This is a genomic window from Stenomitos frigidus ULC18, assembly GCF_003003795.1.
In the GTDB taxonomy this organism is placed as follows: domain Bacteria; phylum Cyanobacteriota; class Cyanobacteriia; order Leptolyngbyales; family Leptolyngbyaceae; genus Stenomitos; species Stenomitos frigidus_A.
Genome location: NZ_PVWK01000031.1, coordinates 44,760 through 59,838, shown reverse-complemented (window position 1 = coordinate 59,838; position 15,079 = coordinate 44,760). Strand labels below are relative to the sequence as shown.

Below are 15,079 nucleotides of genomic sequence, written 5' to 3'. Positions count from 1 at the left end.
GCCTTTGACTGCTATTCAAACACTTACGACTAACAAAAGCCGTCGCTTGCGCTGGAGCCATGACCGTTTTGAAAAGGAGGACCAGGCACGCTTATTTGTTGGTATAGCCATAGCCATGTTGGTTAGGACGGGGTGTAGGGGTGGAACCCCTGGCTGGGGGCAACGCCCCCACACCCCCTTTGATCCCATGTCCTAAACTATCTGGCGACAGCTATAGAATCGCGCTTCAGACTCTCAAAAACCTCTGCACCAGTGATAGAAATTGAGATTCTTGGTGCATGAGTCGGATGAAGGTTGCTTAATGTCGCTGCACACGGTCTTTGTCCTATGTTAATAGCTTCAGGTCTAGTCAAAAGCGTGTCAGCCAGAGCGAGCAGATTCCCCAGGGATGGCTCAAGTTTGCGGTCTGGGCGATCGCTCGTCCCACATTAAACGGCGTGCGGCGCTTGTCGCGGATCAAATCGGAGGGGGTAGCAACGCCCAGCAGGGCAAAGGTCAGGCGGTTGTAGGTGGGGTTATCGGCGCGATCGTTGTAGCAGCCTCGAATGAATGCAAAAAAGTCGTCCACCGAGAAACTCAGATACAGCACCGTGTCGATTTCGTCTAGAAAAATCACCAGCTTGGCATCCACCAGCCGCAACAGTGCTTCGATCAACTCGCTCAGGCGCTGCACGAGAGTTCATCGCGATCGCGCCACCAGACACGGAGGGCGATCGTGTCGGTCAGGTTAAAGCCGCTCACCAGAATGCGGGCAACGCCAGCGTACCACTGTTCAGCCATAATGTTCACTCCCTACTCCCCACACCCCACACCCCACACCCCACACCCATCTCAGCCCTTTTCCTCCAGCCATCACTGCCCGACTATCGCTGCCTGAGTAATTAAACTCTTGCACTTTCAAAACCCTCAAGTATAATCACAGCAAACATTGTGAGGGATTTTAGGACATGAATAAAGGTGAATTGATCGACAAAATCGCGGAAAATGCAAACGTAACCAAAAAAGATGCCGATGCCCTCTTAACCGCGACGCTAGAGGTCATTCTCGAAACCGTAGCGGCTGGCGACAAAGTTACCCTGGTTGGGTTTGGTACCTTTGAAGCGCGCGATCGTCAAGCGCGAGAAGGACGTAATCCCTCCACGGGCAAGCCCATCCAAATTCCAGCAACCAGAGTACCTGCCTTCAGTGCTGGCAAGGTCTTTAAAGAGAAGGTGCTTGAAAAGGCATAGAACTTAGGCGTTGTCGAAAAATTAGCTATCAGCTATCAGCTATCAGCTATCAGCTATCAGGGTAAGATGGCTGGCTGACGACTGATAGCTTTTTGCTAGGCGATCGTGCCTTGCTACATCAGTTCGCTGAAGCTGGTTTTGGTTTGTCACTGGGAGGAGGAAACGTGACATCCTTCACCTCACCAGGGTCACCCAGACGCTTTGATTCGCCCTGGTTGTAAGAAACCGACACTGCGCCAGCATTACCTGCTTGCAGCACCAGTTTTTTCTGAGCCGTCCACGTTTTCTGTTCGCCTTTTTTCAAGATGCCTTCAAACGCAGTCTTGCCATCTGTAATCACCTGAAACCAGGATTCATCTGTCAGGTTAACTGCTACCTGAATGGGTGAGTTCGCCGCTGCTGGGGCCTCAGTGGAAGCGATCGGCGAGGGGTTGCTTGACGCTTGCGGAGAGGGCGCGTTGGGGGCTGTTGAGACTCCTGGTGGTGGGGCCACTGGACTGGCTGTCGTTTCAGATGGTTGTGCTTCGATCGCTGGTTTGGGGCGATTCAGCAAACTGGCTAACCCAACGCCGACTATAAGTGCAGCGGCAGTGCCTAGCAAAATCCACGGCAGAAACGATCGCTCAGCACGAGGGGGGCGATCGTGCTGAATAAACTGAGGCGGTAAGTCAATGGGCTCTACAGGTGCCATCTCAGTTTGGCTTGGCTGCTCTACACTCGGCTGTGCTACCGGATGGGAATGGTCTAGGCCCTTTGCTTGGCGCTCAACCATAAACGACTCTTGTGGCGCAAAGGTTTTTGACAGCGTCATCCCATCCAGCCCGATCGCGTCTGCAAAGCGGCGAATGAAGCCTTGCACAAAGACGGGTTCTGGTAGCCGCTCAACTTGCCCTTCTTCTAGCGCTTGCAGAAGACGCAGCGGAATGTAAGTCTTGACAGCGATTGTGTCCAAAGAAACGCCTCGTTCCTGACGCTCTCGACCGAGATAAGCCCCAATCGTTTTGAGTTGCTCCACCTGAGTGGCATCGAGCTCCTTCATTGATCTTCCTTACAGTCCTTAAAACTCATGTTGGCTCTGATGTTAGTAAAGCAGGCTGGTGGCGATGCGTAAACCCGCAGCTATCAAAGGGTTGCTGTAAAGTCTGTCATGGCCAGTATGATAGAGATGTTGGTGAAGAAATGTAAAGCGAATGGAATAAGAAGGTTGTTGATTAGCCATTAACTTTAAACTCTGTGGCTGCCTGCCCCCAACTTCCATACTTTCCATACTAAAGAAAGACTTGAACGCGCGGATAACCAGAGAAAATTGACACCGGACGTGTTATTTGCTTAAGTTCAAGTTTTATGAAGGTTGACCACGTTTGTTTCTATGTTGACGACACGATCGCCTCTCGTGACTGGTTCATCCAGCAATTAGGGTTTCGCTCCGTAGGCAGTGATGTCAGTGCCGATCGCGCCATTGAAGTGGTTAACATGGGTGCAATTTACTTTGTGCTTTGTGCTGCGCTTGTAGACAGTAGCCCGATCGCTACTTTTTTGCAGCGACACCCTCCTGGTGTTGCCGATGTTGCCTTTTGTGTTGAGAACCTTGAAGCAACGATCGCCCATGCGGTGCAGCACGGAGCTACCTTGCTGCGGCCCCTACAAACCGAAGTGCAGGTGCACGGAACCCTCAAGTGGGCAACGCTAGCCGCAGAGGGTGATCTCGTGCATACCCTTATGGAACGCTCTGGTGCTACCTCCCTGCTACCCCAGTCCACTGCCATGTTGGACGACGTGTTGATCGCTCAACCTGTTTCTGGCGGTGGTTCTACCAGACCTGTTGGGCGGGGCGAGGCGAGTCATCTTGATCTGTTTACAACCATCGATCACGTTGTCTTGAATGTGGCAGCGGGTGATTTGGAGCGATCGGTTGCCTGGTATGAAAGAATCTTAGGGCTTCAGCCTCAGCAGGGCTTTGCCATTCAGACGACATATTCAGCCCTATGCAGTCGCGTGATGCGGCATCCTTCGCCCGGCGGGGTACAGTTGCCGATTAACGAACCCGCTTCGCCAAACTCGCAGATTCAAGAGTTTTTGAATGTCAATCACGGTCCGGGTATCCAGCATATTGCACTCAAAACTACCAATCTGGTGCAGGCGATCGCACAGCTAAGGCAGCGTCACTTGCCGCTCATCCATGTCCCTGCAACCTACTATGCAGCGTTACGGGCGCGCTCTGGGTTAGCCATACCAGACAATATTGTCCAACAACTGGAGCAGCAGCAAATTTTAGCCGATTGGCAACCGGACACGCCTCAAGCGGTTTTGCTGCAAACCTTTACCCAACCGATTTTTCCTCAGCCCACTTTCTTCTTCGAGCTCATTCAACGACAGCCAAGCCATGACGACGAGCGCTCAGAACCCGCTCAAGGGTTTGGTGAAGGCAATTTTCGTGCCTTGTTTGAAGCGATCGAACGCGAGCAGATGAGACGAGGCAGCTTACAGAACCATCTTTAGCGCAAAAAGCTGCTCACCAACCAGAGGATGAAGAACGTCACCACACTAACGAGGACGTTTGGATTTGGAATCACGCTAGTGATTTGAATGGGTAAGTACTGAGCTAACAAGCCACCGACTAAAAAGCCGCTGACCAACCCCAAGAGACCCAGTAGGACTGTTCTGCCGAGCTTGCGTTCCTTCCGGTAAAGGAAGTAAAAGCTCGCACCCATCCCCAGAATCAACGCCATTTGCACCACGTTAGCGGCGGGCGCAAGCACCACGAGGGCACCAAGCGCTGTAAGCACTCCAGCTGGCATCAGGATATCTGTACGGCTGGGAGTGTCAATCAAGCGCTGTAGCCACGCCGTGCCCTGTTTAGTGGGCGCGGGCGGGAGGCTGGATGGCAACGGCACCACTTTTTCCGGAAACCGAATGCGATCGGGCACTTTGATTTTGCCTTCTTGCCGTAGACGCAAGCGATCCATTAAAACGGCGTCGTAAGCGGCCTCAATGCTTTCTAGCTGTTTGCGATCGTCCTGATGTTGCGCAAACAACTGATTACGAGCATCTTGAATTTCCTCAAAGCTGGAAGCCTCTGTTACCCCAAGCTGTTCGTATGGACTTTGGCTACTCATGGTTTGCGTCTCCACCTCTATTCCAAGCTAACGTAGTCTGATACATGTCCACAAGCATTTTTAGCATCGATCGCACAATCTTATTCATGTCGAGCTTGGCTAGTGATCGCTTCATAAACTGCCCAGTTCTTTAGCGAACGTAACGATTGTCCAAGACAGTCCCATGAAAGCTGAGCCATACTATTGCTGATAAGAGTACTGATTAGAGGATGTATGCTCTGTAATAGCAAATTAGGTAGACAACAAAGCCGCGTTGTTGCGGAACGCACCTCGCAGGGCATACTTAATCATCAAGATCAAGCATTGCATCAACAATTGTCTAGAATGTTGGATGCATCACTTGACTTAGCATAATTGCTTGTTAGCGTTGTGTCGCTATCTTTCTCGTGCTGCTTCACGGTTACTCTACTCGTCCAGTCCCATTTCTCCTCCAAACGCAAGGTTATGGCTATAGCTCCAGCCAAGATTCTCGTAGTTGATGACGATCCTGCAATCCGGAATCTCATTCATCGCTTTTTAACTAAGCAGAACTATCAGATGGAGTCAGCCGAAGATGGCAAGAGTGCTTTGGCAACGTTTGAGCAATTCAATCCGGATTTAGTCATTCTGGACGTGAATCTACCCGATGCCAATGGCTACAACCTTTGCCAGGAGATGCAAAGTCGAACGAACGTCTTCATTCTCATGCTGACCAGCCGTACGGATGAGGCCGATAAAATTAAAGGCTTCTCGCAGGGCGCTGACGATTATATCACCAAGCCCTTTAGCCTGGGAGAGCTGGGTGTACGAGTGGGGGCAATCTTGAAGCGCCAACGCCCAGTTACCTCAGCTGAGCAGCAATGCCTCATGTTCGACCAGCTGATGATTGACCCGGTTCGTCGTGAGGTGAAGTTTAACGATGACATTATTCCGTTGACAGCGCTGGAGTTTGACTTGCTTCATTTTCTAGCAAGTCATCCTGGTCGCGTGTGGCGGCGAGCAGAGCTGATTCAAGAAGTCTGGGACTATGAGTATGTTGGCGACCAGCGGGTCGTTGATGTGCACATCGGCCAGATTCGGAAAAAGATTGAGATTGATACCAGTCAACCAGCTCTCATTCAGACAGTTCGGGGTGTCGGTTATAAGTTTGAGGCACCTGGCAGTGGAAAGCCAGAAGCCAGCGCCTAGTAACGAGTTTCAGGTAATGTGGCTATGACTAACGTGGCTGTAACGGATGCCAAAAAAATTTTGGTGGTCGAGGATGATGCTGCCATTCGTAATTTAATTCAACGGTTTCTCAGCAGCAAACAAACCTATCAGGTAAAGTCTGTCGGCGATGGTAAGAGCGCGATCGCTAGCTTCAAGGAGTTTGATCCAGACCTGGTGATTTTAGATATTAACCTGCCAGATAGTAACGGCTATCAGCTCTGTCGTGATATGCAAGCTGCGACCAATGTTTGTGTCCTGATGTTGACGAGCTCTACCGATCAGGCGAGCAAACTTAAGGTGCTGGCTGAGGGCGCAGATGACTACATGACAAAGCCGTTCGATTTGGAAGAACTGGCAGTGCGAGTTGAAGTGGTACTGCGACGCATGCGGGAACGCACGTCGCTTCAGGAAAAGTCGCTGATCTTTGGGACGCTGGCGATCGACCCGCCCCGACGTGAAGTGAAGCTCAACGGCGAAAATGTGCGGCTCACAGCTTTAGAATTTAACCTGCTACATTTTCTAGCAAGCCATCCCGGTCGCGTATGGACTCGGATTGAACTCATTCGCGAGGTTTGGGGACACGAGTTTGTTGGCGATCCCCGTGTGGTCGATGTCCACATTGGCCAGATTCGCAGCCACATTGAAGCCGATACCAGTCAACCAACGCTGATCCATACGGTGCGAGGTGTTGGCTACAAATTTGAAGCGCCTGACACCATCGCGCAAGATGAGTAGTGCGTAGCCCATCGCCTCACTTGAAGACTAAAGGGTAGCCACTCTTTTGTAGGGGCATTGCACTGCAATGTCCCTACGTGGGCATGCTGCCAGCAAAGTTTTCTCTACCAGCTTGGATCGGCATACAGATTGACAGTGAGTTGCGATCGACCCTCCGGCACAGCGCTGATGCAGCTACAAACGGACTCTTCGCCATCCAGTTCGACTTCACAGGCATGGCAAGAACCCATCAGACAGCCCGTAGGAATCGAGACTCCAGCACGATTAGCTGCTCTCAGTAACGACTCTCCAGGTTCTGCCTCAATGCTCACATCGTCAGGCAAAAAGTGAATACGAACGCTCATAAGTAGAGATCTCCTGACAACCGTAGGCGTTGGACGATAATTCCATTGCTCGAAGAATTATACCCCTTCTGGATTCTAGCTCCTGCCTGGCTCACCCCGTCTTTAATGCCGATTCTAAAGAATATCTAAACGTCTGGGGCTCCAGAGGAAATTGCCCTGTACTCTTTAATCTAAGGATAAACGGGTACGTTGCACCGAAAGGGTTAGGGATTATAAGCGCGCCAGCATAAGGACGCGCTTATTTTATAGGCTAGCTAAAGTCACATAAGTGGGCGATCGTTGAGCCCTGTCTAACGTTAAAAAGCGGCGCTGTAAAGTGTGATGCGTTAGGCGGCAACCGCGTACCCTACAAAATCTAACGCTACTGATAGCTGACCGCTGACCGCTGCATCGCTTAACTGCTGGGTGGTAAGACAGTCGTGAGATTGAGGTGTGGCTCAACCGCATCGGCAAGGGCATTGAGCATCAGTTCGCGCTGTTCCCGGTAGTTGGGAACGCCAGTCGGCAGAGATTTTAAGCCACGTTGCTGGCGGAGCCGATTGAGCCACGCACGTCGCCACGGCCCGTTGTCAAAGAGCCCGTGCAGGTAGGCACCCCAAACCGATTGTGTGTCATCCACAACGCCCAAATGAGGATCATCGAACAGTTGCTGAATGTTTTCGCCCTCAATCAAGCGCGTTCTGCCCTGGTGGATTTCGTACCCAGCGACAGGTAGCCCTTCTTGCGGGAAGTTAGACGTGACGAGGCGTTGGCGGGCGACTTTTTGTCCAGCGATGACAGTTTTGAGCGGCAGTAGCCCCAACCCTTTGTAGCGGCCTTCATGACCCTCAATGCCTTCTGGGTCTGCCAGAATCTTACCCAACATCTGATAGCCACCGCAAATGCCCAGCACTGTCCCTCCGGCTGCCACGTAGTTCTGGATCTCTTCTGCCATGCCTGTTTTGTGTAGCACGATGAGATCCGCGATCGTCGTCTTGGAGCCCGGAATAATAACTGCATCGGGATGCCCTAACGATTGTTTGGGGCTGATGTACTTGACCGAGACAGTCGCTTCGGATTCGAGTGGGTCAAAGTCGGTGAAGTTAGAAATGCGAGGCAAACGGATGACAGCAATGTTGAGGTCACCAGTTGGGTTGCTGGAGCGACCATCGATCAGACTCAAGGAATCCTCTGCTGGAAAACTTTGGTCTAGCCAGGGGATAACACCAATGACAGGAATCCCGGTGCGCTCTTGCAGCCAATCAATGCCGGACTGCAGCAGCGATCGCTGTCCACGAAACTTATTAATGACGACCCCTTTGATGAGGGCGCGTTCATCTGGATCGAGGAGCTCAAGTGTGCCCACTACGTGAGCAAAAGCACCCCCGCGATCGATGTCTACGACTAAGATCGTGGGGGCATTTAAGTGTTTGGCGATCCGCATATTGGTCAGATCGCGGTGCTTAAGATTAATCTCGGCTGGGCTGCCAGCACCTTCGCACACCAGAAGGTCAAATTCTTCACTTAAACGGCGGAGAGACTCTTCGATCGCCTGCCAACCGACATCAAAATACTGTTCGTAATACTCGGCAGCACCGACCTTTCCAACTGCTTTACCTTTGATGATGACCTGAGAGGTCATATCCCCTTGCGGCTTGAGCAGAATCGGGTTCATTTCTACCCAGGGTGCGATACCAGCCGCCCATGCCTGCACTGCCTGAGCATGACCAATTTCACCACCGCTAGCAGTGACATACGCGTTGAGCGCCATGTTCTGCCCTTTAAAGGGCGCTACGCGCCAGCCACGACGGCTGAGAATGCGGCAGATAGCAGCCGTCAGCAGCGATTTTCCTGCGTGGGAGGTGGTTCCCACAACCATAATGGCTTTCATGCAAAACCCTCACTCAACAGGCTGGCTAAAGGCTGTAGCTCGTGCCTCCGTTGGCACAGTCGCCCTAAAAAGGCTAGGAGTAGGCTAAAGGCTCCATCGGTTTCACCTAATCCTTGATCCTTCATCCTTGATCCTTCATCCTTTGTTTCATCGTTCATCTTTTACCTAGATGGGCAACCGGAACCAACGACTCCAGGCGTGCTGTAGGCGATCGCCGAGCGTAGGTGCCGTACGTAGTGCGTGACCCTGTTCTTGCCATTTCTGTGCCAGTTGTCGGCCCAGTGGCGTGACCCGAAAACTATCGGTTAGCCCTTGTCCATCCACTTCCCGCCGCAAGAGACCCACCTGAATCAACCAAAGTAGCTCGGCTTCTGCAATTAATTCTGAGAGGGGCTTTGGGGTGTACTGGTGCTCGACTCCAGCATTCCCCGCGATCGCAGCGAGGGAAACACTCTGCTGCACCATTGTAGTGAACAAGGCAAGCCGAAATGGCGCACATCGCATTGCCTGCTCTGCCCGCTGTACAGTTCTAGCAGGGTAATCAATGGTTTGGCGAGTGCTGGAATGGGCAGTCATTACGTTTAAAAATTTAGATTCGGCAGTGGGCGCAACCAAAAGCGGACGCAAATTAAGCATTTGTAACCGAGCCTAGCTTACATATTATGCGTTTTATTTTGGTTACGCATGAGTGTACCGGCTCAGCTCCGTAAATTTGGCGCATAATCTACGCGATCGCAAGAGATTTCGTTGCTTTTGATACATCTTTTCTGCATTTGCAACGCTAAAACTAGCAACATTGATGTTCCTGCTGATGGTTTCTGCCGATGCCGGAAGGTGATGATCTTGAGTGGTCTATGTCAGATTCTAAGGCTTGCCTTTTTTGTCAAGCTTATGTAAGACCTTAAGCACTGCCTCTAAACCGTTAAGTAACAGTCACATTGTTAAACAACTTAAACGCTTCTAGGGTTCCAGCCTATGCTTTGAGTGTGGGTGCTCGGTCCGAGAGGAGCAAGCTGCTCTGGATTGAGTGACTCCGTCATATCTAAGCAATCTGCCAGCTACACGGCGGGATAAAAGCCCGGGAGGAACAGTCCACTATGATTAGTAGTGACTGTACTTCCGGGTTTTTTTCATCAATTATCGATTCCCTTGCGAGGACGCACAATGAAAGTTCGATCGTTACTTGCTAGTGCAGGGCTTTTCCTGGTCAGCATGATGTTGGTTGTGAGCTGTGCCAACCCAGCCAGCCAAATGTCTACTCAATCCAGTAGTGCGCCGTCACCATCCGGTACGGCGATCACTGTGCGGTTAGGCTTTAGTGCGTGGCCTGGTTGGTTTCCCTGGCAAGTGTCTCAAGACGCAAAGCTCTTTGAAAAGAATAACCTTTCTGTAGACCTGAAATGGTTTGATGGCTATTTAGAATCCATTAGTACTCTGACGGCTGGACAAATCGATGCAAATTCGCAAACTCTGAATGACACGATTAGTGCGGTAGCCGGTGGTGCTGACCAGGTCATCGTGCTAGTGAATGACAATTCTACGGGCAACGACAAGATTATTGTGCGCGATGGCATTAACTCGATCGCCGACTTAAAGGGCAAAAAGGTTGCGGCAGAAGAAGGGACGGTCGATCACTTTTTACTGCTTCTGGGGTTGAAGAAGGCTGGCTTAACACCCAAAGACATCAATTTTCAACCGCTGGAGACGGGCAAAGCAGCCGCGGCGTTTGTTGCCGGCCAAGTTGATGCGGTAGGCGTTTTTGCCCCCTTCACGACTCAAGCGCTTAAGCGACCGAAGAGTAAAGAGTTGTTCAGCTCGAAAGAATTTCCGGGAGCCATTCCTGATCACCTGGTGTTCACGCGTAAGTTTGTGGAGGCTCACCCCGATCAAGTACAAGCAATGGTAGACACCTGGTTTGAAACTCAAGACTACATCAAGGCAAATGCAGAGAAAACCATCGAAATTATGGCGAAGCGGGGGGGTGTTTCGGTTGCTGAATACAAAGACTACGCAAACGGCACCAAAATTTTTACGGTCGAAGAGAATTTGAAAGCCTTTCAGCCTGGTAAAGACATGAGCTCGCTAAGCTTTGCGGCACAGGAGATGTCAACGTTTTTGACCGAGGTAGGGCTGACGAAAACCAAGCCGAATTTGAGCAAAATTTTTGACGATCGCTTTGTCAAAGCCCATGCCGCTAAAGCGAAGAAAGTCTGAGCGTTAACCGTCCGTAGGGACGTTACCTGTAACATCCCTACGGACGAACGCTAAGTACGGTTACGCGATCGCTTACCATCCTTCATACACCATCACATCATGACTCAACCCAGCGGCACCCTTGACACTGACCGCTCTAGCAGATCAGCGAAAACATTGCGAGCAACCGTGTTTTGGCGACTCGCTGAGGACATCCCATCCTCTATGAACTGGGCTCTGATGGGAGCTTCGATTTTGGTGCCGCTGATGCTGTGGTGGCTGATCACAACGGTTGGCTCGATCGACCCCAAGTTCTTACCGTCTCCCGCTAACGTGATTGCTGCCTTTCAGCGGTTGTGGAGTACGGGCGACTTACAGAAAGACACCGTAGCAAGTCTCTGGCGGGTGGGCGTCGGCTTTTTCTTGGCCGCACTGGTTTCCATTCCCGTTGGGGTGTTGATGGGCAGCTTTGCCAGCATTCGCGCCTTGCTGGAACCACTGTTCGGTCTCGTGCGCTATATGCCTGCGCCTGCTTTCATTCCGCTGCTCATTCTGTATTTGGGCATTGGCGAAGAACCCAAGATTATGCTCATTTTCATTGGCGTTTTCTTCTTCAACTCCCTGATGGTCATGGACACCGTTAAATTTGTCCCCAAGGAGCTCATTGAGGCAACGTACATGTTGGGTGGGAACCGCTTGCAGGCTCTGCTGCAGGTCATCTCTCCCTATGTCTTGCCTGGTATTATTGATGCCTGCCGGATCAACCTGGCAGCCGCATGGCAATTGGTGATTGTCTCGGAACTGATTGCTGCCACTGAAGGCTTAGGTCGTCGGATCAGTGTCGCTGGTCGCTTTCTCAGAACCGACGAAATTTTTGTCGGATTGATTGTGATTGGTGTCATCGGCTTAGCGTTTGACCTCCTGTTCCAATACGCCTTACGGATTTCCTGCCGTTGGGCAAGCCAGAAGCGGTAAAGGTGTAGAAGCCAGCAGCGATTCAAGGCTCAGTAGTCAGTGGTCAGTAGTCAGTGGTCAGTAGTCAGCTGGAAGGAGGGAGTTGAGAGTTAAGGAACCATCCCCACGCCTCAAACTCAACACTCAGCAAGCTCCCTCAACCGTCAGCTCCAAGCCCTATAACAGGTTCAACTATGTATTTACAAGTCAACAAGCTGCACAAGAATTTTAAGACTCAGCAGGGTACGTTAGTGGTGCTTCAAGATATCAATATGCTGATTGAGCGAGGTGAGTTTATTTGTGCGGTGGGGGCATCGGGGTCAGGAAAGTCGACGCTCTTGCGGCAGATTGCAGGACTAGACAGCCCCACGACTGGAGAAGTCAAAATTGATAATCAATTGGTGACAGGACCAGGCCCCGATCGCGGCATGGTTTTCCAGCATTACACTCTGTATCCCTGGATGAATGTGCAGGAAAATGCCGAGTTTGGCTTAAAGCTGCAAGGGCTAGCCAAAAAGGAGCGGCGCGAGAAAGCGAGCCATTATTTGAGTGTTGTCGGTTTGTCGCGCTTTGCCAAAGCGTTACCGAAGGAACTGTCGGGTGGGATGAAACAACGAGTGGCGATCGCGCGGGCTCTCGCCTCTGAGCCAAAAGTCTTGCTGATGGACGAACCCTTTGGCGCACTGGATGTACACACGAAGGAAGCGATGCATGGGTTTATGCTTGACCTCTGGCAACGCACCAACATCACGGTGTTTATGATCACCCATGATGTTGAAGAAGCGGTCTTTCTCTCTAATCGGATCTATGCCCTTGGTGCACGTCCAGGTACCGTCAGAAAAGAAATTGTGGTCAGACTACCCGAACGTGGTCATGCGGTCAAACGGCACCCTGTTTTTCAAGACTACCGAGACGAACTAATGGAACTGTTGCGGAGACATGGACAAGAAGCCGTAGCTGTAGCCGCTTAACCGGATTATTATAAGTAAATCTTCTCAAGCTTAAATTTTCTCAATCAAGGTTTGCTTGATCACCTCTTAGCTAACAGTTGAGGTGGATGCGTTGTGTTGCGATCGGGTTACTAGCGACCGGTCATCCCTTTGTAATGCACATAACGTCACAAATTGCTATAACTGCCTCACTACGTTCAATCGGAATCGCATGGCTAAGTCAACTATTGCCAGGGATGAAGCCTTCGGCATCGTGCCAATTTTGCCCACCAATGATGTGTATCAGTTCCTTTTGATTCAGCACCATGCTGGGCACTGGGGATTTCCTAAAGGGCACGCTGATCCAGGTGAGTCCGCTTTGCAAGCAGCCTGCCGCGAGTTTGTTGAAGAGACGGGCATCTCAGACTATGTCTTGATCGAGGGCGTCTCGTTTTCAGAGCAGTATCCCTTCACACGGAGCGGACGGAAGTTTGAGAAAACGGTGATTTACTTCCCAGCCTGGGTGCATTCAGCAACGGTGCATTGCCAGGAGAAAGAAATTCAGGCATACGTTTGGGCGGATTATGAGCAAGCGATCGCCCGACTGAGCTTTGACGGTGCGAAGCAGGTTTTAAGGGACGTACAGCGCTATCTACAGACGCGTGAGCACGCTTAAACCTCTGCCTCAGGAAAACGGGTCGAATTGCTCGCGCTCCAGCATAATCTCGCCATAGTCAGGAACCCAAACCAGCCACTGCCGATCGCCACCTTGGCAAAGCAGGAGAGCTTCATCAGAGCTATAGGCGCTGGGCGATTGTACGAGCTTAACCCACATTGATGGCGCGATCGCCTGTTTCAAGTCCGCCAGGGTGGGAGCAGCGATATCAATGTGAGCAGGAGCAGTGGAAGCCTGCTGGAATGCCCACTCTAACGATTGCCGCTGAAGGCAAAACCGGAATTCTGTTTCGAGTCTCATGGCTTGCAACTGCGCCAGGCCGTGTGCGCTGAGTAATGCTGCAAATGAGCCGCGATCGACACATCCACGACGGCAATTACAGACAGCTTCACGATGGAAATCAAGACGCAAAAATTGATTTCGTATTCTATGCTACAAAAAATTATGGCGTTTATGTATCTTTTCGTTTTAGAACGTTATGTGCGCTTTAAGACGCACCAAAGGCTTTCAATCGGTATTACAATCCGTAATAATCTCGCATCAGCAAGGAACTTAACTTATGCCCTTATCTGTGGGTGATACTGCTCCAAACTTCACCGTCAAAGATACGATTGGCAAAACCGTCTCGCTGTCTGAGTACGCAGGCAAGCCAGTTGTACTGTATTTCTACCCCAAAGACGATACGCCTGGCTGCACCAAAGAAGCCTGCAGCTTTCGGGACAACTACGAGCAATATCTGAGCCAGGGTATCACGGTGTTTGGTGTAAGCCTGGATGATGAAGCCTCTCACCAGCAGTTTACCGAAAAGTTCAATCTGCCCTTTCCGCTGCTTGCCGATGTGGATGGCGCGATCGCCAAAGCATACGATGTTTTGACCGAACGCAATGGTACACCATATGCCCAGCGAGTAACCTATGTCATTGGCAGCGATGGCAAAATTGCTAAAGTCTACACCACAATCCAGACAGACACTCACGCGAGCGATATTCTGGCGGAGATGGGTGCCTGATGCACGCCCTTTCAATTCCCACCTGGGTGATTCATATCTCCAGCGTCGTTGAGTGGGTGGCTGCCATCTGGCTCATCTGGACGTACGGCGACGTCAGCCGCAATCATGCCTGGTGGGGATTGTCGATCGCCATGCTGCCGGCTCTGGTCAGCGCGATGTGTGCTTGCACCTGGCACTTCTTCGATAATGCTGCTTCGTTAGAGTGGCTCGTGACCCTGCAAGCCTCGATGACGGTCGTTGGAAACTGTACCCAAATGGCAGCAGCCTGGTGGATCTGGCGATCGACGAGTGCAACAACGACTGAGCCTAAACCACTGTCGCTGAATGTACTTTTGCCACTGCCAGTGCTGCTCCTGCTGCTACCATCGGTTTTCCCGATCGCCAAAGAAACGCTGTTTGCAGCTTCGCTCTTTCCCTACCTTGGCTTCCTCTGGTTTCTCACACGCTCTAAACAAACACCACGCCTGGCGTTGATTGGGTTTTACGCCCTCCTTGTGTTTGTCGCAGTGACCATCCCAGCAGGGATTTATGCCAAAACCGCTTATGGTGCAAATTTGGCCGATGTAGACTGGCTGCATGGTGGCGCAGAATCCTTGCTCACGCTGTCAAACATTCTGGTGGTGTTGGGTTTTCGGCAGGGGCTTATCGATCGTCGATCGCTGCCAGCAAGTCAAATTTAGGGGTTGTCAAACAAGACGGTTCAGTGGTTGGTGATCAGTGGTTAGTGGTCAGTCAGTGCGATCGCCAATGACTGATCGCTGATCGCTGAAAGCTAAAAGCTCCAAATGCCCATGACTGATCGCTGAAAGCTGATCGCTCCAAAACACGCGCACTAG

The 15,079-nt window shown here is 51.3% G+C and carries 17 protein-coding genes and 1 riboswitch; of the genes, 10 read left to right on the top strand and 7 right to left on the bottom strand.

Features of this window, described 5'->3' with window-relative positions:
• Positions 1-349: 349 nt before the first annotated feature.
• Positions 350-673 carry an AAA-like domain-containing protein gene (locus tag C7B82_RS06550; RefSeq protein WP_245939762.1) on the bottom strand — a complete coding sequence of 108 codons (324 nt, stop codon included), beginning with the start codon at positions 671-673 and terminating at the stop codon, positions 350-352.
• Positions 674-947: 274 nt separating this feature from the next.
• Between C7B82_RS06550 and C7B82_RS06545 the strand changes: the two genes are divergently transcribed.
• A complete protein-coding gene (locus C7B82_RS06545; RefSeq protein WP_106255499.1) occupies positions 948-1,229 on the top strand; it encodes an HU family DNA-binding protein in 282 nt (93 codons plus the stop codon).
• Between the two features lie 118 nt (positions 1,230-1,347).
• Here C7B82_RS06545 and C7B82_RS31980 read toward each other — a convergent pair whose 3' ends face one another.
• Positions 1,348-2,268 carry a RodZ domain-containing protein gene (locus C7B82_RS31980; RefSeq protein WP_181357371.1) on the bottom strand — a complete coding sequence of 307 codons (921 nt, stop codon included), beginning with the start codon at positions 2,266-2,268 and terminating at the stop codon, positions 1,348-1,350.
• Positions 2,269-2,573: 305 nt separating this feature from the next.
• Between C7B82_RS31980 and hppD the strand changes: the two genes are divergently transcribed.
• The gene (hppD, locus tag C7B82_RS06535; protein ID WP_106255498.1) at positions 2,574-3,728 is read left to right on the top strand and encodes a 4-hydroxyphenylpyruvate dioxygenase; all 1,155 of its coding nucleotides are present in this window, start codon (positions 2,574-2,576) and stop codon (positions 3,726-3,728) included.
• Here the strand turns inward: hppD and C7B82_RS06530 are convergent.
• A complete protein-coding gene (locus tag C7B82_RS06530) occupies positions 3,725-4,345 on the bottom strand; it encodes a CPP1-like family protein (RefSeq protein WP_106255586.1) in 621 nt (206 codons plus the stop codon). The two genes, hppD and C7B82_RS06530, sit on opposite strands and share 4 nt — an antisense overlap.
• Before the next feature lie 444 nt (positions 4,346-4,789).
• Between C7B82_RS06530 and C7B82_RS06525 the strand changes: the two genes are divergently transcribed.
• Both C7B82_RS06525 and C7B82_RS06520 read left to right on the top strand, forming a co-directional pair.
• Positions 4,790-5,512, top strand: a complete 723-nt coding sequence (locus tag C7B82_RS06525; RefSeq protein ID WP_106255497.1) for a response regulator transcription factor — start codon at positions 4,790-4,792, stop codon at positions 5,510-5,512.
• A gap of 24 nt (positions 5,513-5,536) precedes the next feature.
• Positions 5,537-6,268 (top strand): response regulator transcription factor, encoded by a 732-nt coding sequence (locus tag C7B82_RS06520; RefSeq protein ID WP_106255496.1) that lies wholly within the window; start codon positions 5,537-5,539, stop codon positions 6,266-6,268.
• A 104-nt stretch (positions 6,269-6,372) separates the two neighbouring features.
• On the opposite strand, the gene C7B82_RS06515 is transcribed toward C7B82_RS06520, so the two are convergent.
• From C7B82_RS06515 to C7B82_RS06505, 3 genes are all read right to left on the bottom strand, one after another.
• Positions 6,373-6,612, bottom strand: coding sequence for a 2Fe-2S iron-sulfur cluster-binding protein (locus C7B82_RS06515; protein WP_106255495.1), 240 nt, complete (start codon positions 6,610-6,612; stop codon positions 6,373-6,375).
• Between the two features lie 394 nt (positions 6,613-7,006).
• Entirely contained in the window at positions 7,007-8,482 is a 1,476-nt protein-coding gene (cobQ, locus tag C7B82_RS06510) for a cobyric acid synthase CobQ (protein WP_106255494.1), read from the bottom strand.
• Between the two features lie 165 nt (positions 8,483-8,647).
• A complete protein-coding gene (locus C7B82_RS06505) occupies positions 8,648-9,058 on the bottom strand; it encodes an Npun_F0494 family protein (protein ID WP_106255493.1) in 411 nt (136 codons plus the stop codon).
• Positions 9,059-9,431: 373 nt separating this feature from the next.
• A riboswitch (guanidine-I (ykkC/yxkD leader) is annotated at positions 9,432-9,569 on the top strand.
• Positions 9,570-9,646: 77 nt separating this feature from the next.
• Between C7B82_RS06505 and C7B82_RS06500 the strand changes: the two genes are divergently transcribed.
• The 4 genes from C7B82_RS06500 to C7B82_RS06485 all read left to right on the top strand — a co-directional run bounded on the left by C7B82_RS06500 (position 9,647) and on the right by C7B82_RS06485 (position 13,234).
• Complete coding sequence (locus C7B82_RS06500; RefSeq protein ID WP_106255492.1) at positions 9,647-10,696, top strand: aliphatic sulfonate ABC transporter substrate-binding protein; 1,050 nt, start codon at positions 9,647-9,649, stop codon at positions 10,694-10,696.
• A gap of 99 nt (positions 10,697-10,795) precedes the next feature.
• Positions 10,796-11,650, top strand: coding sequence for an ABC transporter permease (locus C7B82_RS06495; protein ID WP_106255491.1), 855 nt, complete (start codon positions 10,796-10,798; stop codon positions 11,648-11,650).
• A gap of 173 nt (positions 11,651-11,823) precedes the next feature.
• Entirely contained in the window at positions 11,824-12,600 is a 777-nt protein-coding gene (locus tag C7B82_RS06490; RefSeq protein ID WP_106255490.1) for an ABC transporter ATP-binding protein, read from the top strand.
• Between the two features lie 190 nt (positions 12,601-12,790).
• Entirely contained in the window at positions 12,791-13,234 is a 444-nt protein-coding gene (locus tag C7B82_RS06485) for a bis(5'-nucleosyl)-tetraphosphatase (protein ID WP_106255489.1), read from the top strand.
• Between the two features lie 9 nt (positions 13,235-13,243).
• Here the strand turns inward: C7B82_RS06485 and C7B82_RS06480 are convergent, their stop codons facing one another.
• The gene (locus tag C7B82_RS06480; RefSeq protein ID WP_106255488.1) at positions 13,244-13,534 is read right to left on the bottom strand and encodes a hypothetical protein; all 291 of its coding nucleotides are present in this window, start codon (positions 13,532-13,534) and stop codon (positions 13,244-13,246) included.
• A gap of 259 nt (positions 13,535-13,793) precedes the next feature.
• Between C7B82_RS06480 and C7B82_RS06475 the strand changes: the two genes are divergently transcribed.
• Entirely contained in the window at positions 13,794-14,243 is a 450-nt protein-coding gene (locus tag C7B82_RS06475) for a peroxiredoxin (RefSeq protein ID WP_106255487.1), read from the top strand.
• Positions 14,243-14,923, top strand: coding sequence for a DUF3593 domain-containing protein (locus C7B82_RS35005; protein ID WP_339375227.1), 681 nt, complete (start codon positions 14,243-14,245; stop codon positions 14,921-14,923). The genes C7B82_RS06475 and C7B82_RS35005 overlap by 1 nt, the downstream gene beginning before the upstream one ends.
• Positions 14,924-15,079: the final 156 nt, after the last annotated feature.